Origin of the sequence: Salmonella sp. NW645 (genome assembly GCF_051703725.1) — a bacterium.
Taxonomy (GTDB): Bacteria; Pseudomonadota; Gammaproteobacteria; order Enterobacterales; family Enterobacteriaceae; genus Salmonella; species Salmonella enterica.
Window position 1 is genome coordinate 19,429 of sequence record NZ_JAMMKR010000015.1, and the last position, 13,380, is coordinate 32,808.

The 13,380-nt window shown below is 52.0% G+C and carries 11 protein-coding genes; 1 reads left to right on the plus strand and 10 read right to left on the minus strand.

Annotated elements, in window-relative coordinates; translation table 11 throughout:
• The first annotated feature begins 137 nt into the window (after nucleotides 1-137).
• Complete coding sequence (locus NA389_RS21285; protein WP_031607738.1) at nucleotides 138-482, plus strand: hypothetical protein; 345 nt, start codon at nucleotides 138-140, stop codon at nucleotides 480-482.
• A gap of 1 nt (nucleotide 483) precedes the next feature.
• On the opposite strand, the gene NA389_RS21290 is transcribed toward NA389_RS21285, so the two are convergent.
• The 10 genes from NA389_RS21290 to NA389_RS21335 all read right to left on the minus strand — a co-directional run.
• Nucleotides 484-810 (minus strand): hypothetical protein, encoded by a 327-nt coding sequence (locus NA389_RS21290; RefSeq protein ID WP_001663249.1) that lies wholly within the window; start codon nucleotides 808-810, stop codon nucleotides 484-486.
• A 41-nt stretch (nucleotides 811-851) separates the two neighbouring features.
• Nucleotides 852-5,075: a DNA-directed RNA polymerase subunit beta' gene (gene rpoC / locus NA389_RS21295; RefSeq protein ID WP_000653965.1), complete on the minus strand. Its 4,224-nt coding sequence runs from the start codon at nucleotides 5,073-5,075 to the stop codon at nucleotides 852-854.
• 76 nt (nucleotides 5,076-5,151) lie between these two features.
• Entirely contained in the window at nucleotides 5,152-9,180 is a 4,029-nt protein-coding gene (gene rpoB / locus NA389_RS21300; protein ID WP_000263105.1) for a DNA-directed RNA polymerase subunit beta, read from the minus strand.
• Between the two features lie 317 nt (nucleotides 9,181-9,497).
• A complete protein-coding gene (gene rplL, locus NA389_RS21305) occupies nucleotides 9,498-9,863 on the minus strand; it encodes a 50S ribosomal protein L7/L12 (RefSeq protein WP_000028882.1) in 366 nt (121 codons plus the stop codon).
• A 66-nt stretch (nucleotides 9,864-9,929) separates the two neighbouring features.
• Nucleotides 9,930-10,427, minus strand: coding sequence for a 50S ribosomal protein L10 (gene rplJ, locus NA389_RS21310; protein WP_001207203.1), 498 nt, complete (start codon nucleotides 10,425-10,427; stop codon nucleotides 9,930-9,932).
• A 415-nt stretch (nucleotides 10,428-10,842) separates the two neighbouring features.
• Nucleotides 10,843-11,547 carry a 50S ribosomal protein L1 gene (rplA, locus tag NA389_RS21315; protein WP_001096676.1) on the minus strand — a complete coding sequence of 235 codons (705 nt, stop codon included), beginning with the start codon at nucleotides 11,545-11,547 and terminating at the stop codon, nucleotides 10,843-10,845.
• A 3-nt stretch (nucleotides 11,548-11,550) separates the two neighbouring features.
• Nucleotides 11,551-11,979, minus strand: coding sequence for a 50S ribosomal protein L11 (gene rplK, locus NA389_RS21320; protein WP_001085926.1), 429 nt, complete (start codon nucleotides 11,977-11,979; stop codon nucleotides 11,551-11,553).
• A gap of 157 nt (nucleotides 11,980-12,136) precedes the next feature.
• Nucleotides 12,137-12,682 carry a transcription termination/antitermination protein NusG gene (nusG, locus tag NA389_RS21325; protein WP_001287521.1) on the minus strand — a complete coding sequence of 182 codons (546 nt, stop codon included), beginning with the start codon at nucleotides 12,680-12,682 and terminating at the stop codon, nucleotides 12,137-12,139.
• Nucleotide 12,683: 1 nt separating this feature from the next.
• On the minus strand, nucleotides 12,684-13,067 hold the full coding sequence (gene secE, locus NA389_RS21330) for a preprotein translocase subunit SecE (RefSeq protein WP_001275691.1): 384 nt from the start codon (nucleotides 13,065-13,067) through the stop codon (nucleotides 12,684-12,686).
• 229 nt (nucleotides 13,068-13,296) lie between these two features.
• The coding region (locus tag NA389_RS21335; protein ID WP_000740160.1) for a hypothetical protein at nucleotides 13,297-13,380 on the minus strand (84 nt) is incomplete at its 5' end.

The window sequence follows — 13,380 nt, forward strand, 5'->3', positions numbered from 1 at the left end:
TTAAAATGTCACGCGTAAACAATCAATAAACCAGGTTTATCATTTAATGTATGAACAGCAGGCATTTTATAATAGCGGACCAATAGACTTTAATAAGTTAGATTTATGGGATAAATTTAAAGTCACATTTGGATTCAATGTTACAGAAAAAACCAAACCCAATGGTAAAAAATTTCAATTTTGAGTATTGTGGATTCTCTACTTTTATTATGCCGGTTGATGGCGTTGGCGGGATTTTAGCAAAGTGGTTCTCAAAAAAACATAATGTAAGTGTCCCAACGCCTTATACATTCGGGCAGGCCCCCATTCCTGGCGTCAATCTTTATCGTAATACAAAAGCAAAATTTGTTATGGCTAACGGCGGTAATAGTCTTCCCTGTGCGATGGCAAAATATAATGCAAAAACTGGACAATTTATTCATATAAACAGTGATAATGAGTTTTCACCAATAATACGAGAAACAAGAGTCATAAAAAAATAATTTATTTATTCATTAAATTTATAATTACAGATAAAATCAAGAGCCAGCATGGCATTGAAAAATAAAATACGGCTTTTTTATCCGCGCTGATTTTGACTCGATGAAGAATAACGGTGGCGACAATAATAATAAGACAATAAATAAATATCAGTAATGATTTATGGTGAAGTATATATAACGATAGAAACAATAAAAAAGCGGACAGAACGTTTGAAATGGTTATCTTTTTTGTAAATACCAAAAGACTAAACATCAAATAGATTAATGAAATAATCGCTGGCATTTTCTTTCCTTGTAGGCAAGCGACCCGGAATTCGGCATCCAGCATGAAGCTGGTGGAGGGATAAATACCCCTCCACCATTTAACGATTACTCGTTATCAGAACCGCCCAGACCTGCGTTCAGCAGTTCTGCCAGGCTGGCAGATGCATCTTCTGCAGTCACCTGCGGTGTTGCTGGCTGCTCGCCCGCGGCGCGACGGCGCATACGATCCTGGTGGTACGCATAACCGGTACCGGCCGGAATCAGACGACCCACGATAACGTTCTCTTTCAGGCCGCGCAGTTCGTCGCGTTTGCCCGCAACGGCTGCTTCGGTCAGGACACGCGTGGTCTCCTGGAACGATGCGGCAGAGATGAACGATTCGGTTGCCAGAGACGCTTTGGTGATACCCAGCAGATCGCGGGAGAAGGTAGCCCCCACTTTGCCGTTCGCTTCCAGCTCGCGATTAGCGATCTTGACGCGAGAGTATTCAACCTGTTCGCCTTCCAGGAAGTCGGAACTACCGGCGCTTTCGATGGTCGCTTTACGCAGCATCTGACGAACGATAACTTCGATGTGTTTATCGTTAATCTTAACGCCCTGCAGACGGTATACATCCTGAACTTCGTTAACAATGTAACGCGTCACAGCATGAACGCCACGCAGACGCAGAATGTCGTGCGGCGCTTCCGGACCATCGGAAATCACATCACCACGTTCTACACGTTCCCCTTCGAACACGTTGAGCTGACGCCATTTCGGAATCATCTCTTCGTACGGGTCACTACCATCAACCGGCGTAATCACCAGACGACGTTTGCCTTTGGTTTCTTTACCGAAGGAAACGATACCTGCGATTTCAGCAAGGATTGCCGGCTCTTTCGGACGACGCGCTTCGAACAGGTCCGCAACGCGCGGCAGACCACCGGTGATATCCTTGGTACCGCCGGATTCCTGCGGAATACGCGCCAGGGTGTCACCAGAACTGATCTGTACGCCATCTTCCAGCTGTACAATCGCTTTACCCGGCAGGAAGTACTGCGCAGGCATATCGGTACCGGGGATCAGCACGTCATTACCCTGAGCATCAACGATTTTCAGCGCCGGACGCAGATCCTTACCACCAGTAGTACGTTCAGCCGAATCCAGAACCACCAGCGAAGACAAACCGGTCAGTTCGTCGGTCTGACGCGTAATGGTCTGACCGTCGATCATGTCAGTGAAGCGGATGAAACCACTCACTTCGGTGATAACCGGCATGGTGTGCGGGTCCCAGTTTGCCACGGTTTCGCCGCCGGCAACCTGCTCGCCATCACCTTTCGCCATGACAGCGCCATAAGGTACTTTATAGCTCTCTTTGGTACGACCGAATTCGTCGATCAGCTTCAGTTCGGTGTTACGAGAAGTGATAACCAGTTTACCGCTGGAGTTCACAACCGACTTCACGTTGCTGAGCTTGATGCTACCTTTATTTTTCACCTGGATGCTGGATTCAGCAGCCGCACGCGATGCCGCACCACCGATGTGGAACGTACGCATCGTCAGCTGTGTACCCGGTTCACCGATGGACTGTGCCGCGATAACGCCGATAGCTTCACCTTTGTTGATGATGTGGCCACGCGCCAGGTCACGACCATAGCAGTGCGCACATACACCAAAGTCGGTGTCGCAGGATACAACGGAACGCACTTTAACGGCGTCAACGGAGTTTGCTTCCAGCAGGTCACACCACTGTTCGTGCAGCAGCGTGTTGCGTGGAACCAGAATGTCCGCGGTACCCGGTTTCAGCACATCTTCTGCTGTCACACGGCCCAGAACGCGGTCACGCAGCGGCTCTTTCACGTCGCCACCCTCGATAACCGGGGTCATCAGGATACCTTCGTGCGTACCACAGTCATCTTCGGTCACCACCAGATCCTGCGCGACGTCAACCAGACGACGAGTCAGGTAACCGGAGTTCGCGGTTTTCAGTGCGGTATCCGCCAGACCTTTACGAGCACCGTGGGTGGAGATGAAGTACTGGAGTACGTTCAGACCTTCACGGAAGTTCGCAGTGATTGGCGTTTCGATGATGGAGCCATCCGGCTTCGCCATCAGACCACGCATACCGGCCAGCTGACGAATCTGTGCCGCAGAACCACGCGCACCGGAGTCGGCCATCATGTAGATGCTGTTGAAGGAAACCTGCTGCTCTTCCTGGCCGTCACGGTTAATCACGGTTTCGGTTTGCAGGTTATCCATCATCGCTTTGGATACACGATCGTTCGCCGCAGCCCAGATATCGATAACTTTGTTATAGCGTTCGCCAGCGGTTACCAGACCGGACTGGAACTGCTCCTGGATCTCGGCAACTTCAGCTTCCGCCTCAGAGATGATCTCGTGTTTTTTCTCCGGGATGACCATGTCATCAATACCAACGGACGCACCTGAACGCGCTGCATAAGCAAAGCCGGTGTACATCGTCTGGTCCGCAAAAATAACGGTCGGTTTCAGACCCAGAATACGGTAGCAAGTGTTCAGCATTTTGGAGATCGCTTTCTTGCCCAGCGCCTGGTTGACGATGGAGAAAGGCAGACCTTTCGGTACGATCATCCACAGAATGGCGCGACCAACGGTCGTGTCTTTCAGGCTGGTGTGCGCAACGAATTCGCCGTTTTCATCTTTTTCATATTCAGTGATACGCACTTTAACGCGCGCATGCAGAGAGGCCAGACCTGCGCGATAGATACGCTCAGCTTCTTTCGGGCCAGTCAGCACCATGCCTTCGCCTTTGGCGTTAACACAGTCACGGGTCATGTAGTACAGACCCAATACCACGTCCTGAGACGGAACGATGATAGGTTCGCCGTTCGCCGGAGACAGGATGTTGTTGGTAGACATCATCAGCGCACGCGCTTCAAGCTGGGCTTCCAGCGTCAGCGGTACGTGAACAGCCATCTGGTCACCATCGAAGTCGGCGTTATATGCCGCACAAACCAGCGGGTGCAGCTGGATAGCTTTACCTTCGATCAGAACCGGTTCAAAGGCCTGGATACCCAGACGGTGCAGAGTCGGCGCACGGTTCAGCAGTACCGGGTGTTCGCGGATCACTTCGTCCAGGATATCCCAAACGACAGCTTCTTCGCGCTCAACCATTTTTTTCGCGGCTTTGATGGTGGTGGCAAGGCCACGCAGTTCCAGCTTGCCGTAGATGAACGGTTTAAACAGCTCCAGCGCCATTTTCTTCGGCAGACCGCACTGGTGCAGACGCAGGTATGGACCTACGGTGATAACAGAACGACCGGAGTAGTCAACACGCTTACCGAGCAGGTTCTGACGGAAACGACCCTGTTTACCTTTGATCATGTCGGCCAAAGATTTCAGAGGACGCTTGTTAGAACCGGTGATCGCACGACCGCGACGACCGTTATCCAGCAGGGCGTCAACCGCTTCCTGCAGCATACGTTTTTCGTTGCGTACGATGATGTCCGGCGCAGCCAGATCCAGCAGACGCTTCAGACGGTTGTTACGGTTAATGACGCGACGATACAGATCGTTCAGATCTGACGTGGCGAAACGACCACCATCCAGCGGAACCAGCGGACGCAGATCTGGCGGCAGAACCGGCAGAACGGTCAGGATCATCCACTCTGGCTTGTTGCCAGACTGTACGAAGGCTTCCAGCAGTTTGATACGCTTGGTCAGCTTCTTACGCTTGGTTTCGGAGTTGGTTTCGTTCAGCTCTTCGCGCAGAGTTTCACACTCTTGCTCCAGATCCATGCTCTTCAGCAGGGCCTGGATAGCTTCCGCACCCATCTTCGCGTCGAATTCGTCACCGAACTCTTCCAGCGCGTCCAGATACTGCTCTTCAGTCAGGATCTGTTGACGTTCCAGGTTGGTCATACCGCCTTCGATAACCACATAAGATTCGAAGTACAGTACGCGTTCGATATCGCGCAACGGCATATCGAGCAGCAGACCGATACGGGACGGCAGCGATTTCAGGAACCAGATGTGAGCAGTCGGAGACGCCAGCTCGATGTGGCCCATACGCTCACGGCGTACTTTGGTCTGGGTCACTTCAACGCCGCACTTCTCACAAATAACACCACGGTGTTTCAGGCGCTTGTACTTACCGCACAGGCACTCGTAGTCTTTTACCGGCCCAAAGATACGGGCGCAGAAAAGGCCGTCACGCTCAGGTTTGAACGTACGGTAGTTGATGGTTTCCGGCTTTTTAACTTCACCGAAAGACCATGAACGGATCATGTCTGGCGAAGCCAGAGCAATTTTGATCGCATCAAACTCTTCGGTTTTAGTCTGCGCTTTCAGAAACTTTAATAAATCTTTCACGGATTTGCTCCCGTCGGAGTTAGCACAATCTGGTGTCGGGTTTTACCCCGACACCAGTGACCTGTTTGAGCGAGAATTACTCGTCTTCCAGTTCGATGTTGATGCCCAGCGAGCGGATCTCTTTCAACAGAACGTTGAAGGATTCCGGCATACCCGGTTCCATCTGATGGTTGCCGTCCACGATGTTCTTATACATCTTGGTACGACCATTCACGTCATCAGACTTAACGGTGAGCATTTCCTGCAGGGTGTAGGCGGCGCCGTAAGCTTCCAGCGCCCACACTTCCATCTCCCCGAAGCGCTGACCACCGAACTGCGCCTTACCACCCAGCGGCTGCTGAGTAACCAGGCTGTAAGAACCGGTAGAACGCGCATGCATCTTGTCATCAACCAGGTGGTTCAGTTTCAGCATGTACATGTAACCGACGGTTACCGGACGTTCGAACTGTTCACCCGTACGGCCATCGAACAGGGTGATCTGACCGGAGGTCGGCAGGTCGCCCAGTTTCAGCAGCTCTTTGATTTCCGCTTCTTTCGCACCGTCAAACACTGGTGTGGCAATCGGCATACCTTTACGTAGGTTTTCTGCCAGACGCAGCACTTCATCATCGCTGAAGGTGCTCAGGTCGACTTTCTGACGAACGTCGGCGCCCAGATCGTAGGCACGCTGGATGAATTCGCGCAGTTTCGCGACTTCCTGCTGCTGTTTCAGCATGGCGTTGATCTTATCGCCGATACCTTTCGCAGCCATACCCAGGTGGGTTTCCAGAATCTGACCGATGTTCATACGAGACGGTACGCCCAGCGGGTTCAGTACGATGTCTACCGGCGTGCCGTTTTCATCGTAAGGCATGTCTTCGATCGGGTTGATCTTAGAGATAACACCCTTGTTACCGTGACGACCTGCCATCTTATCACCCGGCTGGATACGGCGTTTAACGGCCAGATAGACCTTCACGATCTTCAGCACGCCCGGCGCCAGATCGTCGCCCTGGGTGATTTTACGGCGCTTCGCTTCAAGTTTTTTCTCGAACTCGTGTTTCAGTTCGTCATACTGCTCAGCCAGTTGTTCCAGCTGATTTTGTTTCTCTTCGTCGGTCAGACCGAGTTCCAGCCAGCGGTCGCGCGGCAGTTTGTCGAGCTTCTCAGCTTCAACGCCGCCGGAAACCAGCACCGCACGGATACGGCTAAACAGGCCCGCTTCGAGGATCTGCAGTTCTTCAGACAGGTCTTTTTTCGCCTGCTTGAGCTGCATCTCTTCGATTTCCAAAGCACGTTTGTCTTTTTCTACGCCATCGCGAGTAAAGACCTGAACGTCGATAACCGTACCGGAGACACCGTTAGGTACGCGCAGAGAAGAGTCTTTAACATCAGACGCTTTCTCACCGAAGATCGCACGCAGCAGTTTCTCTTCCGGCGTCAGCTGGGTTTCACCTTTCGGCGTCACCTTACCGACCAGAATGTCACCGCCGGTCACTTCCGCGCCGATGTAAACGATACCGGATTCATCCAGTTTGGAGAGCGCAGCTTCACCCACGTTCGGGATATCAGCGGTGATCTCTTCCGGCCCTAGCTTGGTGTCACGGGACACGCACGCCAGTTCCTGAATGTGGATGGTGGTGAAACGGTCTTCCTGGACAACACGCTCGGATACGAGGATGGAGTCTTCGAAGTTGTAGCCGTTCCACGGCATGAACGCCACGCGCATGTTCTGACCGAGCGCCAGTTCACCGAGGTCGGTGGACGGACCGTCTGCCAGCACGTCGCCGCGTTCAACCGGCTCGCCCAGAGACACACATGGCATCTGGTTGATACAGGTGTTCTGGTTAGAGCGGGTGTATTTGGTCAGGTTATAGATGTCGATACCCGCTTCGCCCGGGTACATCTCGTCTTCGTTAACTTTGATAACGATACGGGATGCATCCACGTACTGAACAGTACCGCCACGTTTAGCTACTGCAGTAACACCGGAGTCGACGGCGACAGCACGTTCCATACCGGTACCCACCAGCGGCTTATCAGCACGCAGAGTCGGAACCGCCTGACGTTGCATGTTCGCACCCATCAATGCACGGTTGGCGTCATCGTGTTCCAGGAACGGGATCAGGGACGCACCGACGGAGACCACCTGCTGGGTGGATACGTCCATGTAGTCAACCTGGTCACGGCTGAACAAGCTGGATTCGCCTTTGCTACGGCAGGTAACCAGATCTTCTACAAAGTGGCCTTCGTCATCCAGGTTGGAGTTCGCCTGAGCGATAACGTAGTTGCCTTCTTCGATAGCAGACAGGTAATGAATTTCGTCAGTGACCACGCCATCAACCACACGACGGTACGGCGTCTCAAGGAAGCCATATTCGTTAGTCTGTGCGTACACGGACAGGGAGTTGATCAGACCGATGTTCGGACCTTCCGGCGTTTCGATTGGACATACGCGACCGTAGTGCGTCGGGTGTACGTCTCGAACTTCGAAGCCTGCGCGTTCGCGGGTCAGACCGCCTGGGCCGAGTGCGGAGATACGACGTTTGTGCGTAATCTCAGACAGCGGGTTGTTCTGGTCCATAAACTGAGACAGCTGGCTGGAACCAAAGAACTCTTTCACTGCCGCGGAAATCGGCTTGGCGTTGATCATATCCTGAGGCATCAGGGTATCCAGATCGCCCAGAGACAGACGCTCTTTCACCGCACGCTCTACACGCACCAGGCCAACGCGGAACTGGTTTTCCGCCATTTCGCCGACGGAACGGATACGACGGTTGCCGAGGTGGTCGATATCATCCACTTCGCCTTTACCGTTACGGATATCGATGAGCTTCTTCATGACATCAATGATGTCGTCTTTGCTCAGGATACCGGAACCTTCGATTTCGTCGCGCAGCAGAGAACGGTTGAACTTCATACGACCCACCGCAGACAGGTCATAGCGGTCTTCGGAGAAGAACAGGTTCTCGAACAGGCTTTCAGCCGCTTCACGAGTCGGCGGCTCACCAGGGCGCATCATGCGGTAGATTTCTACCAGCGCGCTCAGACGATCGTTAGTTGGGTCGACGCGTACCGTTTCAGAAATGTACGGGCCGTGGTCCAGATCGTTGGTAAACAGCGTTTCGATACGCTTGTGGCCGGACTGGCTCAGTTTAGCCAGCAGATCCAGGCTCAGCTCCATGTTCGCCGCGCAGATCAGCTCGCCAGTGGATTCGTCAACGTAGTCTTTAGAGACGACTTTGCCTGCGATGTACTCAACCGGAACTTCGATATGCTTGATATCGTCTTTTTCCAGCTGACGGATGTGACGCGCGGTAATGCGACGACCTTTTTCAACGTACACTTTGCCGTTAGCTTCGATATCGAACGACGCAGTTTCGCCGCGCAGACGTTCTGGAATCAGCTCCATCTGCAGCTTGTTGTCGCGAATTTCGAAGACGACTTTCTCAAAGAACAGGTCAAGGATCTGCTCAGTGGTGTAGTTCAGCGCACGCAGGATGATGGTCGCAGGCAGTTTACGGCGACGGTCGATACGCACGAACAGGTTGTCCTTCGGATCGAATTCGAAGTCCAGCCAGGAACCACGGTAAGGAATGATGCGCGCGTTATACAGCACTTTACCCGAAGAGTGGGTTTTACCTTTGTCGGAGTCAAAGAAGACGCCCGGACTACGGTGCAGCTGAGAAACAATAACACGCTCAGTACCGTTGATAACAAAGGTACCGTTGTCGGTCATGAGCGGAATTTCGCCCATGTAGACTTCTTGTTCTTTAATGTCTTTAACGGTGCCTTCCGGCGCTTCGCGCTCGTAGATCACCAGACGCAGTTTTACGCGCAGCGGTGCGGAATAGGTCACGCCACGGATCTGACATTCCTGAACGTCAAACACCGGTTCGCCAAGGCGGTAGCTGACGTACTGCAGCTCGGAATTACCGCTGTAGCTCTGAATCGGGAACACGGAACGGAAGGCTGCTTCCAGGCCGTACTGCCCTTCAGGATCTTGCTCGATAAACTTCTGAAACGAGTCAAGCTGGATAGAAAGGAGATAAGGTACATCCAGAACTTGTGGACGTTTACCAAAATCCTTACGAATACGTTTTTTCTCGGTATAGGAGTAAACCATAGGGTTCCTCAGCTCGCTGACAAGTCGACCCATCTGTCCTGCGGGGGACAGTTTATGCAACACTATTTTGTTGACCGGAAAATGGATACTTTCCGCAATGCCTGTTGCTATCACGCTTAAACCATTTCATTGCGATTTACACAGAACGTACGCTCTGTCGCAGTATATTAAGTCGTCGATAGAAACAAGCATTGAAAGGCACAGCAGTAGTCAAACAGTGTGAAACGCTACTGGCGCCTTACAGCGCAAAAAGGCTGGTGACTAAAAAGTCACCAGCCATCAGCCTGATTTCTCAGGCTGCAACCGGAAGGGTTGGCTTATTTAACTTCAACTTCAGCGCCAGCTTCTTCCAGAGATTTTTTCAGTGCTTCAGCGTCATCTTTGCTCACGCCTTCTTTCAGAGCGGCCGGAGCAGATTCTACCAGGTCTTTAGCTTCTTTCAGACCCAGGCCAGTTGCGCCACGTACTGCTTTGATAACAGCAACTTTGTTAGCGCCAGCAGCTTTCAGAATTACGTCGAATTCAGTTTTTTCTTCAGCAGCTTCAGCCGGGCCAGCAGCTACAGCGACAGCAGCAGCAGCGGAAACACCGAATTTTTCTTCCATTGCAGAAATCAGTTCTACAACGTCCATTACGGACATAGCGGATACTGCTTCAATGATTTGATCTTTAGTGATAGACATTTAAATTGTTCCTGAATATCAGAATAAGTTTATACGTAAGCAAATGCTTGATAAAGACAACTGCGATTACGCAGCTTCTTTTGCATCGCGTACAGCAGCCAGTGTGCGAACCAGTTTGCCAGCCGAAGCTTCTTTCATGGTTGCCATCAGGCGTGCAATTGCTTCTTCGTAGGTCGGCAGAGTTGCCAGGCGGTCGATCTGAGACGCCGGGATCAGCTCACCTTCAAAGGCTGCAGCTTTGACCTCAAATTTTGCATTCGCTTTCGCGAACTCTTTGAACAGACGAGCAGCAGCGCCCGGGTGTTCCATAGAGTATGCAATCAGGGTCGGACCAACAAACGTGTCTTTCAGGCACTCGAACTGAGTACCTTCAACGACGCGACGCAGCAGGGTGTTACGAACAACACGCATGTATACGCCAGCTTCACGACCTGCTTTACGCAGTTCAGTCATTTTATCTACAGTTACGCCACGGGAATCCGCAACTACTGCAGACAGCGCGCCTTTGGCTACTTCGCTGACTTCAGCAACAATCGCTTGTTTGTCTTGAAGATTTAAAGCCATTAGCTTTGCTCCTGGATGTTTGCCGGAACTCATGTTCCGGAACTCACTTCACTCATCTCAACGAGAAGAGCGTCTTAATACGGTGAGCAGAAACAAGCCAGAGTATAAAAAATAATCTTAGCGTTCTGTCACCGTCTACGCAGGGGATTAAGCCTCTTGCGAGACGCCTGCGGTCTTCGACGGAGGCCTGGATAGGCCAGGCTCCAACGAACAAATCTTTTCTATCCGTCGCTATTCAGCTTGTGGCAGCGTTGGCTTCCTTCGTTCGCACCAGTCACATAGTTAGCTATGCTCCTGACGACTCACTCAGTTGCCGCCTTGCCACAACCCGAATATCTCGGATATACGTCTGCAACTAGCAGAATACGTGGGGGTAAGATTGTAGACAAAATCACCGCCCACGTAAAGACTAATCTTAGTTCGCAGATGCGCTCAGACCAGCCTGATCAACGGCAACGCCAGCACCCATGGTGGTGGAGATGCTAACTTTCTTGATGTACACGCCTTTCGCCTGGCTCGGTTTTGCTTTTTTCAGCGCAACCAGCAGAGCTTCCAGGTTTTCTTTCAGTTTGTCAGCGTCAAAGTCCACTTTACCGATGGTGGTGTGGATGATGCCGTTTTTGTCGTTACGGTAACGAACCTGACCTGCTTTAGCGTTCTTAACCGCTTCAGCAACGTTCGGCGTTACGGTACCGACTTTCGGGTTTGGCATCAGGCCGCGCGGACCCAGAACCTGGCCCAGCTGGCCAACAACGCGCATTGCATCCGGGGATGCGATAACAACGTCGAAGTTCATTTCGCCTTTCTTGATCTGGTCAGCCAGATCTTCCATACCTACCAGCTCAGCGCCAGCAGCTTTAGCTGCTTCAGCGTTCGGGCCCTGGGTAAATACGGCAACGCGAACAGAACGGCCAGTACCGTGCGGCAGTACAGTCGCGCCACGAACGTTCTGGTCAGATTTACGAGCATCGATGCCGAGGTTAACGGCAACGTCAACGCTTTCGTTGAATTTAGCAGTGGCCAGCTCTTTCAGCAGGGCAATAGCTTCGTTGATGTCGTACTGTTTGGTCGCATCAACTTTTTCACGGATCACGCGCATACGCTTGGTCAGTTTAGCCATTTCTTAGTCCTCCACTACCAGGCCCATGGAACGTGCAGTACCTTCGATGGAGCGAGTCATCGCTTCAATGTCGGCACCAGTCATGTCGGCAGCTTTGGTCTGCGCGATTTCCTGCAGCTGAGCGCGGGAAATTTTACCTACTTTGTCTTTGTTCGGCTTGCCGGAACCAGACTTGATACCAGCCGCTTTTTTCAGCAGAACAGCTGCCGGAGGCGTTTTGGTAACGAAGGTGAAAGAACGGTCAGCGTAAACGGTAATAACAACCGGAATCGGCAGACCTTTTTCGATGGAATCCGTTTTTGCGTTGAACGCTTTGCAGAATTCCATGATGTTCACACCCTGCTGACCCAGTGCTGGACCAACCGGCGGACTCGGGTTCGCCATACCAGCTGCAACCTGCAGCTTGACGTAGGCTTGTACTTTCTTAGCCATTCTAAATTCCTCGAATTGGGTAGTATCGCTTCAAAGAAGCTCCCCGTGATAAATATCGCTTCATGGGCATAAGGCCCATAAAAACAAAAGGCGCGAAATTGTATGTCAATTTCGCGCCCTATGCAACGATTAGATCGCTGCTTTTTTGATCGCAGCCTTACGCTTTCTCAACCTGGCTGAAGTCCAGCTCTACCGGGGTCGCACGACCGAAGATAGAAACAGACACTTTCAGGCGAGACTTCTCATAATCGACTTCTTCGACAACGCCGTTAAAGTCTGCGAACGGACCGTCGTTAACACGAACCATTTCACCCGGTTCAAACAGAGTTTTCGGCCGCGGCTTATCGCCAACCTGCTGCAGGCGGTTCATGATCGCATCGACTTCTTTGTCGCTGATCGGCGCCGGACGGTCTGACGTACCGCCGATAAAGCCCATCACACGCGGCACGCTGCGCACCAGGTGCCAGCTTGCGTCGTTCATGACCATCTGGACCAGAACGTAACCCGGGAAGAATTTGCGTTCGCTTTTGCGACGCTGGCCGCCACGGATCTCAACGACTTCTTCAGTCGGCACCATGACTTCGCCAAACAGCTCTTCCATATTGTGTAATTTGATATGCTCGCGCAGCGATGTGGCTACGCGGCCTTCAAAACCGGAAAACGCCTGAACGACGTACCAGCGCTTTTTAGGTGCTTCAGACATCTCAGAACCTCAGGCCAGTGATAAAGGATACCAGGCGAACCAGAATACCATCCAGTCCCCACAGGATCAGTGACATAACTGCGGTAACCGCAGCGACGATCAGCGTGGTGTGCAGCGTTTCCTGGCGAGTCGGCCAAATGACCTTACGGACTTCGGTTCTCGCTTCACGGGCAAAAGCAACGGTTGCTTTACCTTTTGTCGTCAACAGCGCGACACCACCCGCTGCAGCAATCAGAATTACTACGGCCAGCGCACGCAGCGGCAGCATCATGTCGCGATAGAGGTAGTTGCCGACGATTGCGACGATCAGCAATATGGCAACAACTATCCACTTCATCGCTTCCAGGCCGCGCCCGCTCCCTTGAGCTTCGGTATTCGCACTCATAAACCAACCTGTCAGAAGTATTCTACAAACATTTTCACCCCGCAATCGCGAGGCAATCCAAATCGAAACGCTTATTCGCCTTTCGGATTATACGCCCTCTACAGAGCCTGTCTCAGCAATGATTATGACAAATAAAATCACTGATGAGCCAGGTTCTGGTGTGAAAGCGTGCAAAAAGGGCATCAAATGATGCCCTTTTATTGCGCATTGCGTCAAATGTTATCAGCGATTAGCCGAGAACTTTAGCAACAACGCCCGCGCCAACGGTACGGCCGCCTTCACGGATTGCGAAACGCAGACCGTCGTCCATTGC